The 18,866-nt window shown below is 45.3% G+C and carries 18 protein-coding genes; all 18 read left to right on the top strand.

Annotation, left to right across the window (positions count from 1 at the left end):
- The 18 genes from fliF to Q4561_RS15210 all read left to right on the top strand — a co-directional run bounded on the left by fliF (position 1) and on the right by Q4561_RS15210 (position 18,841).
- Positions 1–1,695 (top strand): flagellar basal-body MS-ring/collar protein FliF, encoded by a 1,695-nt coding sequence (fliF, locus tag Q4561_RS15295; protein ID WP_303461740.1) that lies wholly within the window; start codon positions 1–3, stop codon positions 1,693–1,695.
- 13 nt (positions 1,696–1,708) lie between these two features.
- Positions 1,709–2,749: a flagellar motor switch protein FliG gene (fliG, locus tag Q4561_RS15290; protein WP_013785105.1), complete on the top strand. Its 1,041-nt coding sequence runs from the start codon at positions 1,709–1,711 to the stop codon at positions 2,747–2,749.
- A gap of 101 nt (positions 2,750–2,850) precedes the next feature.
- Positions 2,851–3,636: a flagellar assembly protein FliH gene (fliH, locus tag Q4561_RS15285; protein ID WP_303461738.1), complete on the top strand. Its 786-nt coding sequence runs from the start codon at positions 2,851–2,853 to the stop codon at positions 3,634–3,636.
- Positions 3,629–4,963: a flagellar protein export ATPase FliI gene (fliI, locus tag Q4561_RS15280; protein ID WP_211071157.1), complete on the top strand. Its 1,335-nt coding sequence runs from the start codon at positions 3,629–3,631 to the stop codon at positions 4,961–4,963. Before fliH ends, fliI begins: the two co-directional genes overlap by 8 nt.
- 6 nt (positions 4,964–4,969) lie before the next feature.
- Entirely contained in the window at positions 4,970–5,416 is a 447-nt protein-coding gene (fliJ, locus tag Q4561_RS15275; protein ID WP_303461736.1) for a flagellar export protein FliJ, read from the top strand.
- A 294-nt stretch (positions 5,417–5,710) separates the two neighbouring features.
- Positions 5,711–7,906 carry a flagellar hook-length control protein FliK gene (locus Q4561_RS15270; RefSeq protein ID WP_303461734.1) on the top strand — a complete coding sequence of 732 codons (2,196 nt, stop codon included), beginning with the start codon at positions 5,711–5,713 and terminating at the stop codon, positions 7,904–7,906.
- A gap of 151 nt (positions 7,907–8,057) precedes the next feature.
- Positions 8,058–8,594: a flagellar basal body-associated protein FliL gene (fliL, locus tag Q4561_RS15265; RefSeq protein ID WP_303461733.1), complete on the top strand. Its 537-nt coding sequence runs from the start codon at positions 8,058–8,060 to the stop codon at positions 8,592–8,594.
- A 13-nt stretch (positions 8,595–8,607) separates the two neighbouring features.
- A complete protein-coding gene (gene fliM, locus Q4561_RS15260; protein WP_303461731.1) occupies positions 8,608–9,666 on the top strand; it encodes a flagellar motor switch protein FliM in 1,059 nt (352 codons plus the stop codon).
- Positions 9,667–9,683: 17 nt separating this feature from the next.
- Positions 9,684–10,085, top strand: coding sequence for a flagellar motor switch protein FliN (fliN, locus tag Q4561_RS15255; protein ID WP_303461729.1), 402 nt, complete (start codon positions 9,684–9,686; stop codon positions 10,083–10,085).
- Positions 10,086–10,113: 28 nt separating this feature from the next.
- A complete protein-coding gene (gene fliO / locus Q4561_RS15250) occupies positions 10,114–10,533 on the top strand; it encodes a flagellar biosynthetic protein FliO (RefSeq protein WP_303461728.1) in 420 nt (139 codons plus the stop codon).
- Positions 10,526–11,284, top strand: a complete 759-nt coding sequence (fliP, locus tag Q4561_RS15245; RefSeq protein ID WP_303461727.1) for a flagellar type III secretion system pore protein FliP — start codon at positions 10,526–10,528, stop codon at positions 11,282–11,284. The genes fliO and fliP overlap by 8 nt, the downstream gene beginning before the upstream one ends.
- 8 nt (positions 11,285–11,292) lie before the next feature.
- Complete coding sequence (gene fliQ, locus Q4561_RS15240; RefSeq protein ID WP_013785095.1) at positions 11,293–11,562, top strand: flagellar biosynthesis protein FliQ; 270 nt, start codon at positions 11,293–11,295, stop codon at positions 11,560–11,562.
- A 1-nt stretch (position 11,563) separates the two neighbouring features.
- Positions 11,564–12,343: a flagellar biosynthetic protein FliR gene (fliR, locus tag Q4561_RS15235; RefSeq protein ID WP_303461725.1), complete on the top strand. Its 780-nt coding sequence runs from the start codon at positions 11,564–11,566 to the stop codon at positions 12,341–12,343.
- Between the two features lie 18 nt (positions 12,344–12,361).
- Positions 12,362–13,492, top strand: coding sequence for a flagellar biosynthesis protein FlhB (flhB, locus tag Q4561_RS15230; protein ID WP_303461723.1), 1,131 nt, complete (start codon positions 12,362–12,364; stop codon positions 13,490–13,492).
- A 233-nt stretch (positions 13,493–13,725) separates the two neighbouring features.
- Positions 13,726–15,825, top strand: coding sequence for a flagellar biosynthesis protein FlhA (flhA, locus tag Q4561_RS15225; RefSeq protein ID WP_303461721.1), 2,100 nt, complete (start codon positions 13,726–13,728; stop codon positions 15,823–15,825).
- 30 nt (positions 15,826–15,855) lie between these two features.
- Positions 15,856–17,250: a flagellar biosynthesis protein FlhF gene (gene flhF, locus Q4561_RS15220; RefSeq protein WP_303461719.1), complete on the top strand. Its 1,395-nt coding sequence runs from the start codon at positions 15,856–15,858 to the stop codon at positions 17,248–17,250.
- Positions 17,247–18,113 carry a MinD/ParA family protein gene (locus Q4561_RS15215; protein WP_303461717.1) on the top strand — a complete coding sequence of 289 codons (867 nt, stop codon included), beginning with the start codon at positions 17,247–17,249 and terminating at the stop codon, positions 18,111–18,113. The genes flhF and Q4561_RS15215 overlap by 4 nt, the downstream gene beginning before the upstream one ends.
- Positions 18,110–18,841 carry an RNA polymerase sigma factor FliA gene (locus Q4561_RS15210; RefSeq protein ID WP_303461715.1) on the top strand — a complete coding sequence of 244 codons (732 nt, stop codon included), beginning with the start codon at positions 18,110–18,112 and terminating at the stop codon, positions 18,839–18,841. Before Q4561_RS15215 ends, Q4561_RS15210 begins: the two co-directional genes overlap by 4 nt.
- Positions 18,842–18,866 lie beyond the last annotated feature (25 nt).

The following is an 18,866-nucleotide window of genomic DNA, read 5'->3' as shown; positions in this document are numbered from 1 at the left end:
ATGGCTGAAGCAACAGGCACCAATTTAACCGTTAACGATCCTTCCATGGGGAACGATAACGAGCCTGAGAATAAATCTGGATTTATGGATACTTTAGGCAGTGCAGACATGATGCGCCAGATGGCGTTAGTGGTGGTACTGGTTATCTGTGTTGCCATTGCAGTCTTTATTTTAATTTGGTCGCAAGAGCCGGATTTTCGTCCTTTGGCAAAAATGGAAACCCAAGAGCTTATTGAAACCTTGGATTACATGGATGCAAATCAAATTGAATATCGCTTAGAAGGAAATACGGTATACGTTAGAAGTGATGAGTTTCAAACGATTCGCTTAGGTATGACGCGAGAAGGTTTATCGAGCTCTTCTGATCCAGGCACCGATATTATCATGCAAGACATGGGGTTCGGCGTTAGTCAGCGAGTAGAGATGGAACGTTTGAAACACGCTCGTGAACAACAAATAGCCGCGACCATCGAAGATATCTCCAGTATTCAAAAAGCCCGGGTTCTGTTGGCCATGCCAAAAGAAAACGTGTTCGCTCGCCGAGAGAAAAAAGCCTCTGCTACCGTGGTTCTTACTGCTAAGCGCGGTAAAGTGATTGCCGGAGAAGAAGTTGACTCAGTTATTGATATCGTGGCGTCAGCGGTACAAAACATGGAGCCATCTGCGGTAACGGTTACTGATAGCAATGGCCGATTACTAAACTCGGGTTCACAAGACTCATTAAGCGCCCGCGCCCGCAAAGAATATGAAATTGAACGCCAGCGTGAACAAGAATACCTAGAAAAAATTGATGCCATTCTTATCCCAGTTCTAGGTATAGGTAATTACACCGCGCAAGCAGACGTGAGCATGGATTTTACAGCGCTTGAACAAACTCAGCGTAGTTATAACCCTGACTTACCGGCTGTTCGTAGCGAAATGATCAACGAACAAAACAGTGTGGGTGGCGGTGCTATGGGCATTCCAGGCGCGCTATCTAATCAGCCTCCGCTAGATTCAAATATACCTGAAAATGCACAAGCGGGTGGGCAAGCGACAATGCCAGGTAGCACATCGAAAGTTTCTACTCGAAACTACGAGCTTGATACCACTATCAGTCATACCAAAAAGCAAAGTGGCGTAATTCGCCGATTGAGTGTATCGGTGGCAGTAGACTATCTGCAAGTTGCTGGTGAAGATGGCACTACCTCTACAGAGCCGCGTAATCAAGAAGCGTTATTGAATATTCGCCGTTTGTTACAAGGTGGTGTTGGATTTGATGTAACTCGAGGCGACTCATTAGAAGTGGTTAGTGTTCCATTCACTCGAATGGATGACGGTGTAATTGAAGACGCGCCAATATGGGAACAGCCAGCATTTTTGCCTATACTCAAGCTAGTCATTGGTGGCTTGGTTATCATCGTGCTGATTATCTTTGTAATTAGACCAATGCTACGCCGTTTGATTAACCCAGATGAGTCGAAAGAAGCGGATGATTTTGATGCAGACGAAGGCTTAGATCTTGGCGATGAAACCATCAGTATGCTGTCTACTGACTTCGATGAAGGTCAGGTAGGGTTTGCGGCAGATGGCTCATTAATGCTGCCAGATTTACATAAAGATGAAGATGTATTAAAAGCAGTGCGGGCACTTGTTGCCAATGAACCTGAATTATCAGCCCAAGTTGTTAAGGGCTGGTTGATGCACGACGAGTAAGCGAGAGCGTATTATGGCTGAAGAACTTGCCACTACTGAAGAAGCGTCTTACGACGTCAGTAAGCTAGAAGGGGTAGAAAAAGCCGCTATTTTGCTACTGAGTTTGTCTGAAGAAGATGCTGCACAAATTTTAAAACATCTTGAGCCAAAGCAAGTTCAAAAGCTGGGCTCTGAGATGGCGAAAGTGGATGATATGACACAGACAAAAATCACGTCTGTGCATAAGCATTTCATCGAAGAAATACAAAACTACAGTACCATTGGTTTCCAAAGCCAAGACTTTGTTAAGCGTGCGCTTACGGCTGCACTTGGTGAAGATAAAGCGGCTAACTTAATCGACCAAATTCTAATGGGAAGTGGGGCTAAAGGTCTCGACTCCTTAAAGTGGATGGACTCGAAACAGGTAGCCAGCATTATCCGAAACGAACACCCTCAGATTCAAACCATTGTGTTGTCGTACTTAGAGCCTGAACAGAGTGCCGAGATATTGGCGCAGTTCCCAGAAAAAGTGCGTTTAGACTTACTTATGCGTATTGCGAATCTTGAAGAAGTTCAGCCTGCAGCACTGCAAGAGCTTAACGAAATCATGGAGAAACAGTTCGCCGGTCAAGCGGGTACACAAGCGGCTAAAATGGGCGGCCTGAAATCTGCTGCGAATATTATGAACTACCTTGATACTGCCATTGAAGGTCAGTTGATGGATGCTATCCGTGAACAAGACGAAGAGATGAGTCAGCAAATTCAAGATCTTATGTTTGTATTCGACAACTTAGTCGATGTAGACGACAAAGGTATTCAAGCTATCTTGCGCGAAGTGCAACAAGACGCGTTGCTTAAGTCGATTAAAGGTGCGGACGAAGAGCTTAAGAATAAGATCATGAAAAACATGTCGAAGCGTGCGGCAGAAATGCTTAACGATGATCTTGAAGCCTTGGGGCCTGTACGTATATCTGAAGTTGAAACCGCGCAGAAAGAAATTCTGTCTGTTGCCAGAAGACTTTCTGACTCAGGTGAAATTATGCTGGGCGGTGGAGGCGGTGAAGAGTTCTTATAACCCTTCATGTTACATTCGCCATTGTGATTAAAATAGGTCGTTGCTGAACTGTTCTGTGTTTAGCTTAGCAACGGCCTCTTAAACCTTACCTGGGTAGATTGATGTCATCAAATAACGGTTTCAGTGAAGACGAACAAAACGAAGCAAAGCCTTGGGATTTGCCGTTCGTTGAACAAGCTGAAACACCGCAAGACAAAGAAAAAACCAACGCGCTAAATTTCCGCTCAGATTGGAAATATGAGCCGCCTGAAGAGGAAGAAGTTGAAATCCTCCCTCCTACCGCATTGGAAATTGAAGCTATCCAACAAGCTGCCCACGATGAAGGCTACGCGCAAGGTAAGACGCAAGGCTATGAAGAGGGTAAAGCTGAAGGAATAGAACAAGGACTAAGTGAGGGGCGTGAATCGGGCCAAGCCGAAGGCCTCGAACAAGGCTTAGAAGAAGGGAAAGGCCTTATTGCTACGCAAGTAGAGGTATGGCAGCAGCTTATCGAAAAACTTCACGCACCCTTATCACAAGCTAACGATGAAACCCGTGATCAGCTTGTAAAGCTTGCAGTAACCCTTGCTAAATCAGTAATTAAAACTGAAGTCACTACGAACTCTCAAGTGATCTTACAAGCGCTTAGCGAAGGAATGAAGGCGTTACCGGTAAATCAAACCCGTTACCAAATTCATATGCATCCTGATGATATAGCGCTAGTAACTGAACATTACTCCGAAGCTACGCTAAAAGAAAAGGAGTGGCAGTTTATTGAAGCGCCTACCATGGAGCGAGGTGGCTGTGATATTGCGACTGAACAAAACGCTGTAGATGTTTCAATAGAACGCCGCTGTCGCGATGTTATCGACAAATTTATGGTGAATCAGGGTTTATCTGATGACTAGCCCTTGGCATGCCCATTTCGATAGTTTGCAGAAACAAGTGTCATCGCCGCCTATCGTGGCGGCTGGCAAATTAGTAAGAGGCATAGGACTTACCCTTGAAGCCGTTGGTTGCCAACTTCCTGTGGGGAGCCAGTGTTTGGTACAAACTATTGAAGGCGAAATTGAAGCCGAAGTTGTCGGCTTTGGTGCCGATATTACTTATTTAATGCCTACCGAAGCTGTACGGGGCATAGTACCTGGAAGTCGGGTAATGCCACTTAACCGCCAAAGTGGCCTTGCCGTTGGCATGGGGCTTTTGGGCAGAGTTGTTGATGGCAACGGTAACCCCTTAGATGGGCTTGGCGAAATTCAAACTGAAACCCGCGTACCTACTACGCGGCCTCCAATTAACCCGCTAATTCGCCGTGCTATTACCCAGCCTATGGATGTAGGCGTTCGCGCCATTAATGCGCTCAATACTGTTGGCGTAGGGCAACGCATGGGGCTTTTTGCAGGCAGTGGCGTGGGAAAAAGTGTCTTACTCGGCATGATGACCCGAGGCTGCGAAGCTGATGTAGTTGTTGTTGGGCTAGTGGGCGAGCGGGGCCGAGAAGTAAAAGAGTTTATCCACGATATTTTAACCGAAGAAGAGCGCGCCCGTGCGGTTGTGGTAGCAGCGCCTGCTGATACCTCACCATTAATGCGATTAAAGGGCTGCGAAACCGCAGTCACGATTGCCGAGTATTTTCGCGATCAAGGCTTAAAAGTTTTGCTGCTTATCGATTCGCTGACACGTTATGCCATGGCGCAGCGTGAAATTGCATTAGCAGTAGGAGAACCTCCTGCAACAAAAGGCTATCCGCCTTCAGTATTTGCCCGATTACCTGCATTGGTAGAAAGGGCTGGTAATGGTAGCGAGAAGCAAGGGTCTATCACGGCGTTTTATACTGTATTGACCGAGGGGGATGATTTGCAAGATCCCATCGCCGATGCAGCAAGGGCTATTTTAGATGGTCACGTGGTGTTGTCTAGAACCCTCGCTGATAGTGGTCATTACCCTGCTATTGATATAGAAGCATCTATCAGCCGCGTTATGCCTATGGTGGTAAGCGATGAACATCAACAGATGGCGCGCAGAGTAAGACAGGTCTATTCAAACTATAAGCAAAACCAAGACCTTATTTCTATTGGAGCCTATGCAAAAGGTTCAGATCCTCGCATCGATTTAGCCATTCGAGCAGAGCCTGCAATTAATGCATTTTTGCAACAAGGCATGAAGAATGTGTTGCCTTACGATGAATGTTTAGAAGGCATGGCGGCATTAGCGAAAGGCTTAGGGCAAGGGTAAACAATTATGTCTAAACAATTAGAACGGCTCGCTGAGTTTGAACGAGAAAGAGAGCAACGCATTGCGCAGATGTTTCAACAAGCTCAGCAAAATGTGATGCAGCAGAAACAAAAGCTGACAAGCCTTGAACAATATCGAATTGATTATTTGAAAGGCATTCAGCAAACCGGAAAGAGTGGTGTAACCGCCACGCATTATCAGCAGCATTTATCGTTTGTAGGCAAATTAGATAAAGCCTGTGAGCAGCAAATGAATGTAGTCGCACAAGCTAATATGGCAGCGGATCAACGCAAGCAGCTTTGGCTCAAGCAACAGCAAAAAGTGAAAGCAGTGGAATTATTACTTAATAAACGCCACCTTGCCAAAGTCGCTAAAGAAGCTAGAGCAGAGCAAGCCTTAATGGATGAATTTGCTACGCAGAAGTTTTTTAGAAGTGGTAAAACATTTTTCTAAAAGGTCAGTGAGCCTGCTCTTTCAGTTCTCCCAAGTTGCTCAATTCACGCAATTTTTAAAATATTTCACCCTCCAAATAAAATATCTCACCCTCCAAGCCACACAATGGAACGCTCTTTGCAGTTTCGTTAACTATTAATGTGTTTAAACGCCTAATTTGAATAGCGATACCTCGTACAGTTGAACGCTAAGTATCGCTCTACAGCCCACGGACAGTGGGGTTGTAAAGACAAAATTATTCAATCTAGGTTTTCATGGTTCTGACTTATAAAGTCATAGCAGGACGGTAGAAATATGATGCAACAAGTTGCCGCACAAAAAACAGACATTGCCGCATTGCCTCTTACGGCCACATCAACGGCAAAAGCTGTTGAAGCAGGTATGGGTTCTGACAGTTCATCGCAAAACAACAACGCGTTTGAAGCTGCCTATATTCAGGCAAAAGAATCAGGCACGAAAGCCCTTGATGTTGAAAGTAGAAACCACAAGCCGCAGCAAAATACGGCATCTGGCCGTTCGTCTGATCAAGAAGATGGCAATATTGATTTACCGCCAATACACGATGATGAAGCGCAAGTTGGCCAACTCAAATCCCCCAGCGAAAAAGCCTCTGATACATCAGACGATGAGGGTGTCATTACCGACGCCAAATCACGCCGTATTGATAATGGCGCTAAGAAAGACGATCCACATTTGGGTGATGCTGAAGATAGAAAAGACATCTTTGGCGGAAACATTGATTTACCACCTGAAGATGTTACGAAAGTGGGAAGTGGCACTATCGGCGGTCAAGTAGAATCAGACGCTGAAAGTCCTACGGATTGGATTGACTATGTAACGTCTATGATGGGTGTTACAGGTGAAGTCGATGGGAAGTCAGTTGCTGAGATAAATGATGAGACTTTGAGTGAAGACGTGCTCAGTGCACTCGCCTTAAATAAAGGCATTAGCGGAACCAGCACAGGTGAGAGCGATGGAATAACATCAGGTAAATTAGCTGGCAGTGCTAATTCAACCACCGAATTAAAAGCCTATTTAATGAGCTTGTTAGAAAACCAAACCGGTGACGAGTTTGGTCAAGGTGTGAATGAAGGCCAAGACGCTCTTGGTAATGAAGCCCTAAGCCTAGACAACCTAAACCAAGACGCGATAGAAGCCTTGAAAGCGTTAACTGCTTCATTGTTGGCCGACACAAATAACGGCAACAGCGATGCTCAAGCTGAAGATAGCGACCCTTTAACCAGTATCCTGGCACAGTTTTTAGGGCAATCGAGTGAAAGTGGCAGTAAAGATGAAGGTAGCAGTGAAAATGCAGATGACCCATTAAATGCAGCACTAATACAGTCGTCGCAGGAAGCTGAGGTAGCGTTGACAGACCTTGAACTAGCAGGCTCTCAGCTAGAAAATGCTCAGCTGATAGACGAAAATGATGAGACATCTTTAAGTGCTGAAGAAGCGCTTGTGCTAAGCCTCTTAAAAGATGAGTTAGCCGCTAAAAACGCGACAACTGTGGGTTTAAGTGCTGCAAATCAAGCGGGCAGTACCACAGAGCAAACTACTACTAATCTTGATAACACCTTATCGAGCGAAGCCAGTGATGTATTGGCTGAGAGTCAAAGTGAGTCTTTGTTGCAATCTATGGCGTTGATGTCGCCTGAAAGTGCACAGAAGGCCACGGAAGCATTTGCCGAGCGCGTAGCGGCATCATTGCCTACTGCCACTACGGCAGCCCAACAACAAGCAGTTAAATCAAATGTTATAGCTGGCATTAACGAGTTTCAGCAACAAGTTGCTCAGGGTCATGAGCCTGGCATCGATTTAGCCGCGTTAGTGGTCGATGCAGTAACAGAAGCTGGCTTAACCCAAGCCCAAACACAAAGTATATCCGGTCAAACTGAAGCGTTAGCGGGGCAATTTATGCAGCTGGTACAGGGTACGCAGCAAAATGCCCACCACGCTATGCAAAGTGAGTTGGCCAGTATTGACACCCACATGACTGAAAACAATCAGGTACGTGCAGAGTCAACCAAGTCACAACTTCAGTTCGATGGCGCAGATAAAGCGGTCAATATTTTGAAGCCCGAAGGCCAGCAACAACTACACGAGAAAATTCGCTGGATGGTGAATGCGCGTAACAGCATGGCGGAAATTAGGCTCGACCCGCCAGAGCTAGGCAGTATGCAAGTGCGTGTGAACGTATCAGGTGATGCGGCGAGCGTGAGTTTCATTGTGCAGTCGCAACACGCTAAAGACGCGCTAGCCGATGCCATGCCTAGGCTGAAAGATATGTTGGCCGAGCAGGGAATTAATTTAGGTGAGTCAGAAGTCCGTAAAGATAACTCGTCACAAAATGGTGATGGAAGTGGCCAGCAACTTGCAGGTAACCATTTATCTAGCCAAGATACCGACGGTGAGTTTGACGACGGTACTACAGTAATAGAGCAGTCAGTAACTCGACAAGCAAAAGGCGGCATAGACTATTATGCTTAAATAAGTAGATAGCCTTACTAACGATGTAAGCTGGGTTGATGTACATTTAGGCTATTTGCTAAAAGAACGACAAATTTATTCAGGCTTGCATTGCCATTTGCGGCGCAAACCTGATAATACGAGTTCCTCGTGGGTTATTGACGGATTAAACATGGCTGAAGAAGAGTTACAGATTGAAGAAGGCGGTAAAAAGAAAGGTAAAATGATGCTGATCATTATTATCGCCGTAGTGCTAGTTGGCGGTGGTGCAGCAGCCTATTTTCTTTTATTCGCAGGTGGTGATGAGCCAGCAGCAGCAGAACAACTCGCCGCAACCGACGAACAAGCCGCTGAAGAAGTTGTGGCCCCTGGTGGCGATGCTGAGGTAGGTACAGCGCTTTACGTAGCGATGCCACGCCCTTTCGTTTTTAACGTACCAGGCACGGGTCGAGACAGACTAGTACAAATTAAAGTACAGCTTTTAGTTCGGGGTTCAGACAACGAAGAGTTGGCCAAAACTCACATTCCCCTTATTGAAGGTACCTTGTTACAAGTTTTCAGTACATCAAATGCCGATGACTTAGTAACCGAGGCGGGTAAAATTGAACTGCGTGAACAAGCGGTGACTGAAGTACAAAAGGTACTTAAAGACATTGCTGGAAGTGATGTGGTTGAGCGCGTGCTCTTCACTGGTTTTGTAATGCAATAACAGGTAGAAAACTGTGAGTGATTTATTATCTCAAGATGAAATCGATGCCCTCTTACACGGGGTAGACGATGTAGAAGAAGATGAGGTTGGCGATGTCGACTCGGATGCTTCTACACTAGAGTACGACTTCTCCTCACAGGACAGGATTGTTCGTGGGCGCATGCCCACACTTGAAATTGTTAATGAGCGCTTTGCACGTCACATGCGTGTTAGTTTATTTAATATGATGCGCCGTTCCGCGGAAGTCTCTATTAACGGTATTCAAATGATTAAGTTTGGAGAGTACATACATACTTTGTTTGTACCTACCAGCTTAAACATGGTGCGTTTTCGCCCCCTTAAAGGTACCGGTCTTATCACCATGGAAGCCCGCTTGGTTTTCATTTTGGTAGATAACTTTTTTGGTGGCGATGGCCGCTATCATGCCAAAATTGAAGGCCGAGAATTTACGCCAACAGAACGGCGTATTATTCAAATGCTACTTAAAATTATCTTTGAAGATTACAAAGAAGCATGGGCACCTGTTATGGATGTCTCTTTTGAGTATTTAGACTCGGAAGTAAACCCAGCGATGGCAAACATTGTAAGCCCCACAGAAGTGGTGGTAATTAGCTCGTTTCATATTGAGCTAGATGGTGGCGGTGGCGATTTCCACGTGTCACTTCCATACTCAATGTTAGAGCCTATCCGCGAATTGCTAGATGCTGGTGTGCAAAGCGATAAAGAAGATACTGATTTACGCTGGAGTAAAGCACTTCGCGATGAAATCATGGATGTAAAAGTAGCACTGACCACCCACATGCTTGATGTGGATGTGCCATTGCGCCGTGTGATGGAATTTAAACCGGGTGAAATTATTCCGGTAGAAATGCCAGAGACCATTACGGTGCTAATTGAAGATTTACCAACTTTCAGAGCTAAGTTAGGTCGTTCGCGAGACAACTTGGCCCTGAAAATAGTAGAAAAGATTGCAAGACCGACTTCAGTGAAGTCTGAGCTACAATTATTAACCCGTGGCGGACGCATTATTGATAATGATGCCGAGCTGCAAGTACTCGAAGAAGACCTGTAAGGCGAGGGGAATATCCCATGAGTGAAGACGGTATGGACGATTGGGCTGCTGCGATGGCAGAGCAAGCCGATTCTGAAGCTGAAGATCAGGAAAATGATGGTGTTCAGGTTGCTGAATTTGACGAATTAACCGATGACACACCCATAAGCCAAGAAGAGAAAAAGAAACTGGATACCATTTTGGATATTCCAGTGACTATCTCGATGGAAGTTGGACGTAGTCAAATAAGTATCCGAAATCTGCTACAGTTGAATCAGGGATCTGTGGTGGAGCTAGACCGCGTTGCGGGTGAGCCATTAGATGTATTGGTAAATGGCACGTTGATTGCTCATGGTGAAGTAGTAGTAGTCAACGATAAATTCGGTATTCGGTTAACGGATGTTATTAGTCAAATCGAGAGAATCAAGAAGCTTCGATAAATCTTCTTATATAGCAAGGGGTTGCGCAATGCTGCCCCTGATTTTTACGCAAGTAGTGAATGCGCAATCTACCCAATCAATCACTAACCCCACCTCTGTAGTGTCAATTTTTCTATCACTTCTTTTAGTGGTTGGAATTATTTTTGCGCTTGCTTACCTCATGCGTCGATTTAATGTCGGTAGTATGGGCAGTGGGCAAATGAAGGTGGTCGCCAGTATGGTGGCAGGCACTAAAGAAAAAATAATGGTTATTCAGGTGGGCGACGAGCAGCACCTTGTGGGTGTCACCAGTCATAATATTTCTCATTTAAGTAAACTTGAAAAGCACTTAGAAACGCCAGCAGCAAATGGGCAGCAGGGCAGTGGCGATGCGTTCAAGCAAAAGCTGGTTGCCGCCATGGCGGGTAAGCTAAACCCTTCAATAAAGGACGATAAAACCGATGCGTAAGTTTTGGACCGCATTATTTGTAGTGCTAGCTTCTTGGGTGATAGCTGAGCCTGCATTGGCACAGCAAGGCATTTCTGCCGTTACTGTAGTAACTAACGACGATGGTTCGCAAGATTACACTATGACGCTGCAAGCGCTGTTTATCATGACAGCGCTTAGCCTTATTCCAGCGTTTATTATGATGATGACCTCGTTCACCCGCATCATAGTGGTGTTATCAATTTTGCGACAAGCTATTGGTTTGCAACAATCTCCTTCAAACCAAATTTTGGTGGGGGTGAGTTTGTTTCTATCTATGTTTATTATGGCGCCGGTGTTTGAAGAAATTAACGAGCGCGCATTGCAGCCGTATTTGTCAGAGCAGATGACAAGTTTGGATGCCATCGAGCAAGCTAAAGGGCCTATGCGCGCCTTTATGCTGTCGCAAACTCGGGTGAAAGATTTAGAGACCTTTGTGCGTATTGCTGGTGATGAGGGCAAATATGCAGATACAGACGAAGTACCGCTCACCATTCTTATCCCCGCATTTGTGACCAGCGAACTCAAAACCGCGTTCCAAATTGGATTTATGTTGTTTATTCCCTTTCTTATTATCGACCTCGTCGTGGCCTCAATACTGATGGCGATGGGGATGATGATGCTTTCACCCATGATTGTTTCTTTGCCATTCAAACTCATGCTGTTTGTGTTAGTTGATGGCTGGAATCTCATATTTGGCACACTGGCTACCAGCTTCGGTATGGGTGTGTAGGAGGGCTTATGTCACCAGAAGTCTTTGTTGAAATACTCCGCGAAGCCATGTTCATGGTTATCGTTCTGGTGTCTGCGGTTATTGTACCCAGCCTTATCGTGGGTTTGGTAGTGGCTGTATTTCAGGCTGCAACTTCAATTAACGAACAAACCATGAGTTTCTTACCACGATTGCTGGTTACCCTATTAGCGCTTAGCTGGGGTGGCAACTGGTTGGTGCAAAAGCTGATGGACTTTACTTTCCACATGGTAGAAATGATACCTCAGGTTGTTGGTTAATATGGAGGTTGAACTGGCTACCATCAATCAGTTTCTTGCTGATTTAATGCTGCCTTTTATGCGTATCAGTGGCCTGTTTGTGGCGATGATTGGCTTAAGTGCACAATCTATTCCGCCGCAAGTTAGGGCGTTGTTGGGCATTATGCTTACCCTGATTATTATGCCCGTGGTACCTCCAGCACCTGTTGATGATTTAGTGAATCTAGGCACCTTTATCCTAGGTATTCAGCAGCTATTAATTGGCGTCGCTATCGGGTTTATTTCCATGATGGTGCTAAATACCTTTGTGCTGGCAGGGCAAGTTATCGCTATGCAAACAGGGTTAGGTTTCGCCTCAATTGTTGACCCCGTTAATGGCATTAACGTACCTGCGGTAGGGCAGTTTTATTTAATTTTAGCCACCTTACTTTTTTGGACGCTAGACGGGCATTTAGCCATGATCCAGATGATTGTTATGAGCTTCCACGCATTCCCCATAGGTGAAGCGTGGTGGACCGGTGAGCAATTTAGAGACATTGCCCATTGGGGCGGTTGGATGTTTATTTCCGCGATTACGTTATCATTGGCGCCCATCGTTTCCCTGCTTATCGTTAATTTAGCGTTTGGTGTAATGACCAAAGCCGCCCCTCAGTTGAATATCTTCAGTATTGGCTTTTCTATTGCGCAGGTGATGGGCTTGCTAATTATTTGGATAACCCTAGATAACTTTACCGCGCATTTTGAAACACAGTGGCTGCGAGCAGAGCAGTTTATGTGTCAGCTTCTGAGGATTTGCCCATGAAAATAAGTCAGGTGATACATGGCTGATTCAGATTCTAGCGAAAAAACAGAAGACCCCACGGGGAAAAAACTCACCGACACCCGAAAAAAAGGGCAGTTAGCACGATCTCGAGAGTTATCGACAACACTGGTGTTGGTTGTCAGTGCCTTCATGTTTTTGTTCGTTGGGGGCTGGATTGCCGAGTCGGTATTTAAGCTTACGCAGCGTATGTTTGTTTTATCTCGAGATGAAACTTACGATACCACCCACATGTTTGGCGCATGGGGTGAAGCGATTTCCACGGTAAGTTTCCCCGTATTGCTTTATATGACAGTGGCCATGTTTGCTGGAATATATGGCTCCATTGCGCTGGGAGGCTACAACTTTACGTGGGAGGGGGCTAAGTTTAAAGGCTCTAAAATGAGTCCACTTAGTGGCTTCAAGCGTATGTTTGGCATGAACGGTTTGGTTGAATTAATTAAATCTATAGCCAAAGTGGTTGTCATTGTGGGAATGGCATTAATTGCATTACTATTTTTTGAGGATGAAGCCTTACACCTAGATTTAGAGCTTTACCCTGGAAATATTTTCCATGCATTAGATATGCTGCAATGGGCGTTTATCATGTTGGTCTGCGGCATGATACCTATTGCCCTTATCGATGTGCCTTATCAAATGTATAAGCACAATGAAGAAATCAAAATGACTAAACAAGAGGTGAAAGACGAAAACAAAAATTCACAAGGTGACCCTTTAGTAAAAGGGCGTATACGCCGCCTGCAATATCAAGCCGCGACCAAGCGTATGATGCAAGACGTGCCTCAAGCAGATGTTGTTGTTACTAACCCTACACATTATTCTGTAGCCATAAAGTATGACGATAGTGGAAACCGGGCCCCAGTCGTTGTGGCAAAAGGTACTGATGAATTGGCCATGCATATTCGTAAAATTGCCACTGCTAACGATGTACCGCTTATTCCGTCTCCGATGTTAGCCCGTGCTGTGTACTACTCTACCGAGATTGATGGTGAAGTACCTAACGCCTTATTTATGGCGGTAGCGCAAGTACTCGCTCACGTATATCAGCTTAAAGCCCACAGAGCAGGTAAAGGCAAGCGACCTAATCCACTTAAACGTGACTTACCTATACCACCAGAGCTGCGGCGTTAAGGCGCTGCCGATTTTTAAATACTTACGATTTCAAAGCGCTACAGAATTAGTCTACGCCGTGCTCAGCCTAGCCCACACCTTACCAATATGACGCAATATGCAATAGACACAGGCCCAGAAGTTACCTGTCCAACTTATGTTTAATGAGGTTTGCTTAAAGCTGGCACGGTAGTTGTAATACTCTTGGTAAGACAGCGTTTAGCGTCAATTTTCCGATAGAGAGACTCCCTGCAATGCAGTTATCCGGCTACCTTCAGCGATTCGACAAAAATCAGCTGCAGAATATTACCAGTGGCTTAGGCGCACCTATTGTTCTTCTTGCCATTATGGGCATGGTTATTCTTCCTATGCCGCCATTCCTGCTCGACGTATTGTTCAGCTTTAATATTGCGCTGTCTTTAGTCATTATTTTGGTGGCAGTACTAACGCAAAAGCCGGTTGATTTCGGCATTTTTCCTCTTGTTCTACTTATCGCTACCGTACTGCGCTTAGCGCTAAACGTGGCCTCTACTCGTGTGGTGTTACTTTACGGGCATGAAGGTGGCGATGCCGCGGGGAAGGTTATTGAAGCCTTCGGTGCTGTGGTAATTGGCGGTAACTATGCGGTGGGTGTAGTGGTCTTTGCTATCTTACTCATTATTAACTTTAAAGTAGTCACCGCCGGTGCAGGGCGTATTTCAGAAGTAAGTGCACGCTTTACCCTTGATGCCATGCCCGGTAAGCAAATGGCAATTGATGCCGACTTGAACGCTGGTTATATCGACCAAGATCAAGCGCGTGCTCGCCGAGAAGAAATAACCGCAGAAGCGGACTTTTATGGCTCGATGGACGGTGCGTCAAAATTTGTAAAAGGTGATGCAGTAGCAGGCCTTTTCATTATGCTTATCAATATTGTGGGTGGCCTTTTTATCGGCATGATTCAACACGGGTTAAGTTTTGGTAACGCCATCGAGGTGTACACCATCTTAACCATTGGTGACGGTTTAGTGGCACAAATTCCATCACTGTTGCTGTCAGTTGCTACCGCTATTATCGTTACCCGTGAAAACGAAACCCAAGAAATGGGTAAAGAAATTCGTAGCCAATTAGGTAACAGCCAAGCCCTTTACATAGCTTCAGGCGTGTTATTTGTCATGGGTATTATTCCCGGTATGCCTCACTTAGCGTTTATTGGCTTTTCAGTGCTTATAGCCGGTTATGCATACTGGCAGGGCGTTGCCGCTAAGCGTGAAGCAGAAAAACCTAAAACCCCAGCGAACGTAGTGAAAGATGATACGGTAGCCCCTGAAATTAAAGAGCTAGGCTGGGATGATGTTCAGCACGTAGACACCATAGGCCTTGAAGTGGGTTACCGATTAATTCCTTTGGTCGATAAGTCCCAAGGCGGTGAGCTTCTCACGCGAATTAAAGGGGTGCGTAAGAAACTGTCTCAAGAGCTGGGCTTCCTTATTCCGCCGGTACACATTCGCGATAATCTAGATTTAGAGCCTAATTTGTACACCATTGCTATGTTGGGCGTGACCATTGGTGATGCTCAAATAAGCCATGATGAAGAACTTGCGATAAACCCAGGCCAGGTATTTGGCAAGCTTGAAGGCCGGGTGACGAAAGACCCTGCGTTCGGGTTAGATGCTGTGTGGATAAAACCGAATAAACGTGAACATGCACAAACCCTAGGCTATACCGTGGTTGATGCTGCAACCGTAGTGGCAACGCATTTAAGCCAATTGCTAACCAATAATGCTTACCAGCTGCTAGGTCATGAAGAAGCCCAACAATTATTAGACATGCTAGCTAAGCAACATCCTAAATTAGTTGAAGGGTTAGTACCTGATATTTTACCGTTGAGTACCATCGTTAAAGTGCTGCAAACCTTATTGTTTGAAGGTGTGCCTATTCGCGATATGCGCACTATTGTTCAAACCCTTAGTGAGTATGGCCCTCGTAGCCAAGACCCTGATGTACTGGTATCTGCGGTACGTATTGCACTTAAACGCTTAATCACCCAAGAAATTACCCAAGGGGCGAAAGAGATACCCGTCATAACCTTGGCGCCAGAGTTGGAACAGATGTTGCACCAGTCACTACAAGCAGGTGGCGAGGATGGCGCTGGTATCGAACCAGGACTGGCCGACAAGCTGCAAAAATCATTGCAGCAGGCAAGTCAGCAACAAGAGTTAGAAGGGGAACCTGCGGTGCTTCTTACTTCTGGCATGTTGCGTCCAGTGCTTTCTCGCTTCTTAAAGTATTCGGTCGCGGGCTTACATGTACTTTCCTACCAGGAAGTACCCGATGATAAGCAGATAAAAATAGTCAGTTCGGTCGGTCAATAATCTGACACTGGGTGATTGGAGAGTTTTCAAATGAAAATCAGACGTTTCTTTGGCAAAGATATGCGTGAAGCATTAAGTCAAGTTAAAGCGGAATTAGGCAGTGATGCTGTTATCATGTCAAACCGAAAGCTCGCTGACGGTATCGAACTGGTAGCAGCTTACGATAAAGAGCCAGAAGCCAAACTGTCGATTAAAAAGCCTGCACCTAGCGCATCAGGTCAATCAAAAGCCGCGGTACCAAGCCTCAGTGAGATTATTGGCGATGATGGCCCTGATAGCCTAAAAGCATTATTAGAAAAGCAGCACGGTGGAGCGCAAACTACTCCTAGTGGACCTGCAGCAAGCGTTAATGCGCAGCATGCTAATAAAATAGCCTCCCATTTAGATTTCTCCGAAGCCTTTATAGATGATGTAGAGGCTAGCCAACAAACCTCAGAATTTCCAAGCCATCAAGCGTCAAGTATTGATGAAAGCATTGATGAGAGTTCAGCTCCCCAATCTAATGAATTAGCACAAATCAAAGAAGAGCTGGCGTCGCTTCGAAACGTACTTCAGTACCAAGTTGCAGACTTAATGGAAGCAAAAAGTCGTCGCAAGCAGCCAGTGCACCATTATTTGGTTCAGCGCTTAACCGATATGGGCTTGAGCGCTTCGTTAGCAGAACAACTTATTAGCTATACACCGTCGCATTACAACGAACGAGACGCGTGGGTTTACCTTTTGAACCTATTGGCTAATCGTATAAATGTGACGGGTAACGATATACTCACGCAGCAAGGCGCAGTAGCGCTCGTTGGCCCAACAGGCACAGGTAAAACAACGACTGTAGCTAAGTTAGCCGCGCGTTATGCACAGAAATACGGTGCTGATTCCGTCGCCATGATTACCATAGATACTTATCGTATTGCGGCGTTCGAACAATTAGCTACTTATGGAAAAATTATTGGCTGTACAGTACGTAAAGCGCAAAGTAGTGAAGAATTATCAGATTTATTGTTTCAATTACGCCATAAACGACTAGTGTTAATTGATACGGCTGGATTTAGTCAGCGTGATAGTCGATTAATTAAGCAGATAAATCAATTTGATAACGGCCAAATGCAGCCGGTGAAAAAATACTTAGTAGCGCAAGCGAATACGCAATATGCTGCGCTACAACGTATAATCGATGCATATGAAGGGGTGGAACTGAGCGGTTGTATCTTTACAAAGCTTGATGAGTGCTACTCTCTAGGCGAGGTGCTTAGCGCAGCGGTGGAGTACCAGTTACCTGTCAGTTATGTAACAGATGGACAGAAAGTTCCTGAAGACATTAAGATTGCAGAAGCAAAATCTTTAGTATCTGCTGCTGCAAAGCTTTATAAAAAGTACGGTTTGAATCATACTACTAGTAACAATGTGGTTAAAACAGCACGAGCAGTATGATTGATGATCAAGCGAGTAGCTTACGAAAAATGAAGCAATCACGATTAATCAAAGTTATCGCCGTCACCGGAGGTAAAGGTGGCGTTGGTAAAACAAATATTACGCTTAACACTGCGATTGCTATGGCAAAGCAGGGAAAGCGGGTAATGGTATTGGACGCAGACTTAGGTTTGGCCAATGTGGATGTAATGCTAGGATTACGGGTAGAGAAAAATCTCTCTCACGTATTATCTGGTGAGTGCACCTTAGACGATGTTCTTGTCACGGGTCCTCATGGGATTAAGATAGCGCCAGCCACATCAGGTTCACAGTCAATGGCCGAGCTATCACCAACCCAACACGCTGGTTTGATAAGAGCATTCAGCGAGTTACGCTCGCCTATTGATGTGCTTATTGTGGATACCGCAGCGGGTATTTCCGACATGGTGCTAAGCTTTTCTAAAGCCTCACAAGACATCATGGTGGTTGTATGCGATGAGCCTACGTCGCTTACTGATGCCTATGCGCTAATTAAAATTCTTAACCGTGAGCACGGGGTCTTCCGCTTTAAAGTGGTTGCCAATATGGTTCGCGATGTCAGAGAGGGCCAAGAGCTATTCAGTAAGCTGTCTAAAGTGACTGGGCGATTCTTAGACGTTGCTTTGGAATTGGTAGCTACGGTGCCTTTCGATGAAAATATTCGTCGCGCCGTGCGAAAGCAAACCTCAATTGTCGATGCTTACCCAAGTTCGCCAGCAGCTGTGGCAATTAGCCAATTAGCGGCTAAGGCGGGATCTTGGCCAATTCCAGCGCAGCCTGGTGGGCACTTAGAATTTTTTATTGAACAACTCATAGCAGATAAAGCAGTAGGAAGTCAGCGTTGAATAGCAAAGCAGCCGCTTATCAACAGCAAACGGACAAATCACAGTTAGTTGAACGTCACGCGTCGCTGGTGAAGCGTATAGCACATCACTTAATTGCACGATTGCCCGCCAGCGTTCTGGTCGATGATCTTATTCAATCAGGAATGATAGGGTTGCTTGAAGCTGCACGAAATTTTGACGGTTCTAAAGGTGCGAGTTTTGAAACCTTTGCAGGTATTCGCATTCGCGGTGCTATGCTAGATGAAATTAGAAAAGGTGATTGGACGCCCCGTTCTGTGCATAAAAACGGCCGAGCAATTACTGATGCTATCTCAAAAGTTGAAGGCGAAACCGGGCGAGACGCGCGAGATGTAGATATTGCAGCTAAAATGAATGTTAGCATGCAAGATTATCATCAAATGCTTAACGAAGTTAACGCCGGAAAATTAGTGGGTATTGAAGACTTAGGGGTTTCTGAAGATGTTATTTCTACAGAAAAAAACCGAGGCAGCGATGCGCCATTAGAAGATTTGATGCAAGGGGCTTTTCAAAAAGCGCTAGCACATGCTATTACTACTTTACCCGAACGGGAAGCGATTGTGCTTTCTCTATACTATGATGAAGAACTGAACCTACGAGAAATTGGTGAAGTTTTGGATGTAAGTGAATCGCGAGTAAGCCAAATTCATAGTCAGGCCATGTTAAAACTCAAATCACGAATGAAATCGTGGCATATTGACGAAGAATAGAAATTAATAACAATTAACCCCTCAT

This window comes from Alteromonas sp. 1_MG-2023, from assembly GCF_030547075.1.
Taxonomy (GTDB): domain Bacteria; phylum Pseudomonadota; class Gammaproteobacteria; order Enterobacterales; family Alteromonadaceae; genus Alteromonas.
This window is presented reverse-complemented; position numbering and strand designations above follow the sequence as displayed.